At 70.8% G+C, this 5,315-nt stretch carries 4 protein-coding genes; 2 read left to right on the top strand and 2 right to left on the bottom strand.

Features of this window, described 5'->3' with window-relative positions:
- Positions 1-10 precede the first annotated feature (10 nt).
- Together D7Y13_RS38035 and metK are read right to left on the bottom strand one after the other, a co-directional pair.
- Positions 11-928 (bottom strand): methionyl-tRNA formyltransferase, encoded by a 918-nt coding sequence (locus D7Y13_RS38035; protein ID WP_120585967.1) that lies wholly within the window; start codon positions 926-928, stop codon positions 11-13.
- A gap of 133 nt (positions 929-1,061) precedes the next feature.
- On the bottom strand, positions 1,062-2,252 hold the full coding sequence (gene metK / locus D7Y13_RS38040; protein ID WP_120534880.1) for a methionine adenosyltransferase: 1,191 nt from the start codon (positions 2,250-2,252) through the stop codon (positions 1,062-1,064).
- Between the two features lie 238 nt (positions 2,253-2,490).
- On the opposite strand from metK, the gene D7Y13_RS38045 reads away from it, so the two are divergent.
- Together D7Y13_RS38045 and D7Y13_RS38050 are read left to right on the top strand one after the other, a co-directional pair.
- Positions 2,491-3,084 carry a Tgt2/MlaC family protein gene (locus tag D7Y13_RS38045; protein ID WP_120585969.1) on the top strand — a complete coding sequence of 198 codons (594 nt, stop codon included), beginning with the start codon at positions 2,491-2,493 and terminating at the stop codon, positions 3,082-3,084.
- Between the two features lie 159 nt (positions 3,085-3,243).
- A partial coding sequence (locus D7Y13_RS38050) for a site-specific recombinase (protein WP_244222430.1) occupies positions 3,244-5,315 on the top strand: 2,072 nt, incomplete at its 3' end.

Raw genomic sequence — 5,315 nt, forward strand, 5'->3', positions numbered from 1 at the left:
CCTCCAACGCTCAGGATTCCTCTGGCGTGTGCGCCACCAGCCACAACGGCGAGTCCCCGCACTGCACCAGGCACTCGTCCCCCTGCCGCGCCAGGAGCGTGCCCGGCGCCGCCTGGGGGTCCTCGCCCCGCCACGCGCGCGTGCGCCGCACCCGCAGCCACCGGCCCTGCAACAGCGCGCGCGCATCCCCGTTGCCCTCGCGCCACGCGGCGAAGCGGCACGCCCGCACCTTCAGGTGCACGGAGCGCGCGGTGTCCCGCCAGTCGATGTCCCGGTACGCCAGGTCGAAGAAGGGCGCGGGCGTCGCCGCCGCGTCCACCTGCGCCTCCCCCACCTCCCTCCGGGCCACGCGCTCCAGCATCCCGGGCAGCAGCCGGCGCGCCGCGCGCATCATCTTCTCGAAGAGGACCTCCTCCGTGTCCTCGTCGATGACGGGGAACGTGCCCTGCACCAGCACCGGCCCGGTGTCGAACGTCGCGTCCATCCGGTGGAACGTGAGCCCCAACTCCCGCGCGTCGTCGCGCAGCGCCCAGCCCACCGGACACGGGCCCCGGTAGCGCGGCAGGAGCGACGGGTGCACGTTGATGGCCCCCAGCGGCGCCAGCGCCAACGCCTCCGGCGTCAGCTTCCACGGAAAGAAGAAGGACAGGATGAGGTCCGGCTTCAGCGCCGAAAGCCGCGGCGCCAGGTGCGCCCGCTCGCTCACCCACAGGACGTCCACCGACGGGGGCGCGGATTCGAACAACTGTCCCAGCTCCGCCCACCCCTCCATGTCCAGCGGCCGCAGGCCCCGCACGCCCGCGGGCACCACCAACGCCACCACCTCATGCCCCTGCGCTCGCAGCGACAACGTGAAGTCGTGCGCCACGGACGGGGCCACGGTCAGCAACACGATGCGCCAGCCAGTCGTGGCACCGGGAGTCGGCATGGCCGTCTCCTAACAGCTCATACCCGGTGTGCGCCCGGCCTGTGTGCGTCACCTTCCCTGAAAATGAAAACGCGCTCGCCCCGGGAGGGAGCGAGCGCGTGGATTCAGGCGGCTTCTGCCTGGACTCCGAAGCTCAGACGGCCTTCAGGCGGGGCGTGCGCGTCTTGGGGGCGGCGGAGGCCGCGGCCTCGCGCAGCGCGTCCTTCTTGTCGGTGCGCTCCCAGGTGAAGTCCTTGTCGGAGCGGCCGAAGTGACCGTACGCGGCGGTCTTCTGGTAGATGGGCCGCAGCAGGTCCAGGTGCTCCGTGATTTCACGCGGACGCAGACCGAAGGTCTGGCGCACGGCGCGGGCAATCTGCTCCTCGGGCACGGTGGCCGTGCCGAAGGTCTCCACCATCACGCTGACGGGCTCCGCCACGCCGATGGCGTAGGAGACCTGCACCTCGCAGCGGCTGGCCAGCCCGGCGGCGACGACGTTCTTCGCGATGTAGCGGCCCATGTACGCGGCCGAGCGGTCCACCTTGGACGGGTCCTTGCCGCTGAAGGCGCCGCCACCGTGACGGCCCATGCCGCCGTAGGTGTCGACGATGATCTTCCGGCCGGTGACGCCCGAGTCGCCCATGGGGCCGCCGATGACGAAGCGGCCCGTGGGGTTGATGAAGAACTTGGTCTTGTTGTCGATGAGCTTCTTCGGCAGGACCTTCAGGATGACATCCTCGCGGATGGCCTCCGTGATCTTCTTGTTGGAGATCTCATCCGCGTGCTGCGTGGACACCACCACCGCGTCGATGCGGACCGGGCGGCCGTCCTTGTACTCCACCGTGACCTGGCTCTTGCCGTCCGGGCGGATCCACGGGTGGTTCTTGCGGCGCACCTCCGCCAGCCGGCGGGTCAGCGCGTGCGCGTAGTGGATGGGCGCGGGCATCAGCTCCGGCGTCTCGTCGCACGCGAAGCCGAACATCATGCCCTGGTCGCCGGCGCCCTGGTCCTTCTTGTTGTCCACGCCCCGGGCGATGTCCTGGCTCTGGCCTTCGATGGCCACCATGACGCCGCACGTGTTGCCGTCGTAGCCCATGGAGCTATCGGTGTAGCCGATGCGCGTGATGGTGGACCGGACGATCTTCGGGATGTCCACGTAACAGTTCGTCGTCACCTCGCCCGCGACGATGGCGAGGCCCGTCTTCACGAGCGTCTCCACGGCGACGCGCGCCTGCGGATCCTTGGCGATGATGGCATCGAGCACACCGTCGGAGATCTGATCGGCGATCTTGTCCGGGTGGCCCTCGGTGACGGATTCAGACGTGAACAGGAAGTCGGTAGGCATGTCTTCTCGGGCTTCGCGCTAATCCAGTGACGCAGCGCAGGGGGCGGACAGTAAACGTCCAGTCCCAACAGAGTCAAACCTGACGACAGGGCATCTTATTCGGGGTTGAGTCCATACGGGCGGGCGGCCCCAACGTGGGAGGTGAGGCCAGCGACCGGTTGAATTTTGTCCGTCGCGGCGCGTTCCCCTGGGCTACAGGACTCGCGCCGTTCTTCAGGAGGTCACCACCCATATGAACCTGAACGCCCACTTCCGCTCCCTCTCCGTGCTGGTCGCCGTCGCCCTCGCCGTGCCCGCGTTCGCCGCGCCCAACAAGGCGAACGACGCCATCACCAAGCCGGTGAAGACCGTGGTGCAGTCCGTGCGCTACGAGAAGGACCTCAAGGCCCTGGAGAACCTGGGCGGCGACCAGCAGGGCGCCTTCCTCCTCGGCGACGACTGGGCCAAGGCCAGCGACGCGCAGAAGAAGGAATTCCTCCAGCTCTTCCACAGCCTCTTCGCGAAGCTCGCCTTCCCCAAGGTGCGCGAGAACTTCAAGAACCTGGACTCCATCACCTACGACGAGCCGCAGGTGACGGGCGACAAGGCGCTGGTGGGCTCCACCATCTTCATCAACCACCCGCTGAAGAAGCAGGAGATGAAGCTCAAGTATTCCGTGGAGAAGGTGGGCGCCGCGTGGAAGGTCGTGGACGTGTCCGTGCTGGGTGACTCCATGCTCACCGGCATCCGCGACGACCAGGTGCGCCCGCTCTTCAAGGAAGGCGGCTGGGACGGCCTGCTGGGCGCCATGCGTGCGAAGAACAACGAACTCGCTTCGGTGAAGCTGAAGTAATCCAGTCCCGGGCCGCGTCGAGCAGCCAGGCAACCAGGCCACCGTCCTCCCCCCGGGTTCCGGGGGAGGCGCGGGCCGGGTAGGCTCCGCGTCCCCCTCCCCCCGAGCGCCTGGCGAATGACTGTCTCCTCCCCCGCCCCGCGGCTTCTGGTCCGCAGTTTGCCGTCCGCCCGCGAGGTGGATGCCTTCTGCGTCCAGTACGCGCCCCGGGCACCCGGCCATCCCGCCGTGAGGGACCTGCTCCGGCTCCTGTCGGAGGTCCCTGACGACGGGCTGGACGCGCGCCTCGCGTGGGTGGAGCGGTGGATGCACTGGATGCGCGAGCGCATCCCCGCCCAGGGCCTGATGGACGGGGAGGACGCCACGCTGTCCGCGGCGAACTCCCGGCTGTCGCTGCTGGTGCGCGTGCTGGAAGGGGAAGCGCCGCTGCGCCTGGCCGTCACGAAGCTGGTGTCGGGGGTGTGCGCGGGCAGCCGGGGCCTGAAGCTCTTCGCCCAGGTGGGCCTGAGCGGCGGCAACGGCTTCTTCTCCGAGCTGACGGACCGCTTCGTGCGCGGCGTGCTGCCCCCGCCGCCGGAGCCCGGCAAGCTGTCGGAGCTGCTGTTGCGCCTGTTCCCGGTGCCGGAGGACGCGGAGTGGCTGGCCGCGCTGTCCCCGGCGCTGCTCGCGCGGCTGACGGTGCTCGTGGGCGACCCGCCGCCGCCGGACCCGTCCCCCACCGCCCGCGTGCGCGGCGACCTGCTGGACGCGCTGCTGCTCCTGGGCGTGCAGGTGACGGGCCTGGGGCTGGCGGAGGACGTGCGCGACCGCACCCCGGAGCTCGCCTTTCGCGCCTCGCCCTTCCTGCGGCTGCGGATGGTGTGTGACGCGGTGCTGGCGCGCGACGGGGCGCCGGACTCGCTGCGCGACCTGGAGCAGACGGAGGCGGACTGCCGGCGGGTGGTGGCCTCCGTCACGCGGCACCTGGAGCACTCGGGCGTCAGCGTGGACCTGGTGTACCGGCTGGAGCGCATCCGGCGCGGCCTGGACCGGATGGAGGCCATCGCGCGCGTGCTGGGCGCGGCCCGGGGTGAGCCGCGCTGGAGGGAGGCGCTGGAGCTCTTGTCGGACCTCCTGCGGCACGCACACGCGGACCGCTCCGTGCGCGCGCTGGTCCAGCGCAACGCGCGGCTGCTGGCGCGGAAGATCATCGAGCGCACCGGCAACACCGGCGAGCACTACATCACCTCGACGCCGGGCGAGTTCCACCGCATGGTGCACTCGGCGGCGGGAGGCGGGCTGCTCACCGCGTTCACCGCCGCGCTGAAGTTCTTCCTGGTCGGGCTGTCGCTGGCGCCCTTCTTCGCGGGCCTCTTCGCCGCGCTCAACTACGCCGGCAGCTTCGTGGTGATGCAGCTCCTGGGCTTCACGCTGGCCACCAAGCAGCCGTCGATGACGGCCTCCACGCTGGCGGCGGCCATCGAAGAGGACGCCGTCGAAAACGACGACCCCGACGACGCCACCGACGGGCGCATGGAGCGGCTGGCGGCGCTGGTGCCGCGCATCACCCGCTCGCAGCTGGCGGCGGCCCTGGGCAACCTGGGCTGCGTGCTGCCCGTGGCGGTGGCGTTGGCGCTGGGCTTCCAGCTCATCCGGGGCCACGCGCTCCTGTCGGTGGCGCAGGCCGAGCACGTGGTGGAGTCACTGCACCCCTGGCACAGCGCCACGCTGCTGTGGGCCGCCTTCACCGGCGTGCTGCTGTGGATGTCCAGCGTGGCCGCGGGCTGGTTCGAGAACTTCGTCGTCTACCGGCGCCTGCCGGAGGCGCTGGCCCACCACGGCGTCCTGCGCACCCTGCTGGGCGAGCGCAACGCGCGCCGCGTGGCGGACGCGCTGATGCGCCACGCGGCGGGCGTGGGCGGCAGCGTCACCCTGGGCGTGCTGCTGGTGGTGGCGCCCGGCATCGGGGGCTTCTTCGGCCTGCCGCTGGACGTGCGGCACGTCACGCTGTCGTTCGGCTCCCTGGCCTTCGCGGGCTGCACGCTGGGCCCGGCCGCGGTGATGGAGCCCGGCTTCCTGGCCGCCCTCCTGGGGGTGGGCGTCATCGGCGTGCTCAACTTCGGCGTGTCCTTCGCGCTGGCCCTGGGGCTGGCCCTGCGCGCCCGGGACGTCCCCTTGCGCGAGGGCCTGCGCTTCGTGGGCGCGATGGGGCTGCGCTTCCTGCGCCACCCGGCGCCCTTCCTCATCCCTCC

This window comes from Corallococcus praedator, from assembly GCF_003612125.1.
Classification (GTDB): Bacteria; Myxococcota; Myxococcia; order Myxococcales; family Myxococcaceae; genus Corallococcus; species Corallococcus praedator.